Source organism: Demequina muriae, assembly GCF_030418295.1.
Lineage (GTDB): Bacteria > Actinomycetota > Actinomycetes > Actinomycetales > Demequinaceae > Demequina > Demequina muriae.
Window position 1 is genome coordinate 1 of record NZ_JAUHQA010000005.1, and the last position, 913, is coordinate 913.

The 913-nt window shown below is 62.1% G+C and carries 4 protein-coding genes; all 4 read right to left on the minus strand.

The genetic code is table 11. The features are described 5' to 3' along the window. A partial coding sequence (locus QQX02_RS13055; RefSeq protein ID WP_301143789.1) for a hypothetical protein occupies window positions 1-189 on the minus strand: 189 nt, incomplete at its 3' end. A 34-nt stretch (window positions 190-223) separates the two neighbouring features. Then, window positions 224-520, minus strand: a complete 297-nt coding sequence (locus tag QQX02_RS13060; protein WP_301143790.1) for a hypothetical protein — start codon at window positions 518-520, stop codon at window positions 224-226. Beyond that, a complete protein-coding gene (locus QQX02_RS13065) occupies window positions 517-678 on the minus strand; it encodes a hypothetical protein (RefSeq protein ID WP_301143791.1) in 162 nt (53 codons plus the stop codon). Before QQX02_RS13065 ends, QQX02_RS13060 begins: the two co-directional genes overlap by 4 nt. A gap of 13 nt (window positions 679-691) precedes the next feature. Continuing rightward, window positions 692-913, minus strand: a 222-nt coding sequence (locus QQX02_RS13070; protein ID WP_301143792.1) for a hypothetical protein, incomplete at its 5' end; no start/stop codon positions are given.

Sequence of the window (913 nt, forward strand, 5' to 3'; positions counted from 1 at the left end):
CGCCTGGGCCGGCTTGCCGTCAAAGCGGTTAGCCACCTCCTGAATCGCCCACGTCTCGCCCTGCATGGCCTTCTCGACCACGACAGAGGCGATCTTCCGCAGCGCGTCCTTCTGCACACACTCTTTGCGCAGGGCGTCGAACCACTCCTTGCCCTTCTTCGCGTTGGAGTTACCTACAGGGGCGGCCATGAAAAATTGACTCGACAGTTAAACGGTTGATTCGTTAAGCGGAAACAGACCCGATTTGCTGGGGCTTCACGCACACAACGCGCTCAGCGATCAGCGTCTCGCCATTGGCAAGGGTGACGGTGTTGGTCAGGACTCCATGACACGTCGGCGCGAGGTTCACAGCCGACTTGGCAACGGTCAGAGAGGCGCCAGAGAGCGTCCCTGCTCCCGTGTACGTCCATGTACTGGTGCTTACGGTGGTGCCGCGCTTCTCAGCCTCGGCGGTCCAGTTGTTGGCGACCAGGAGCTTTTCGCCGGAGGTCGCGTTAATGTCCTTAAGCCGGCTGGTCATTGCGCTTCCTTGCGCTCTTGGCTATCCATCGCAACCGGCAGATCAGCCGGAACGGCCGGCTTCGATCCCTTTCCGAACACACGTTCCCAGTTGGCCGCGAACGTCTGCTGGTCAACGTTATACGGGCGCGGTGCGCTGCCCTTGCCGCCGTCGCTCATTGCCTTTCCGCCCTCAAGAGTGCTTGGAGCCCACGGATTTGGGCGTCGGCGTCTGCTGCGGCTCGAACAATGTCTGCCGCACCTTTGCTTCGGTCGTCGGCGGCTGCATCAGGCTTGCCGGCACTGGCGGAAGCTGCGGGCACTTCACATCGCCACTCGGGACGGAGGCGCACCCGCTCAGCGCGAAGGTCAGCAGCAAGGCGCTTGGCATCAGCTTCGGCACGGACTTTGTCCT

Excerpts from the sequence above, each read along its gene's own strand:
- QQX02_RS13060 (WP_301143790.1), bottom strand. The coding sequence starts at position 520 with ATGACCAGCCGGCTTAAGGACATTAACGCGACCTCCGGCGAAAAGCTC.
- QQX02_RS13065 (WP_301143791.1), bottom strand. The coding sequence starts at position 678 with ATGAGCGACGGCGGCAAGGGCAGCGCACCGCGCCCGTATAACGTTGAC.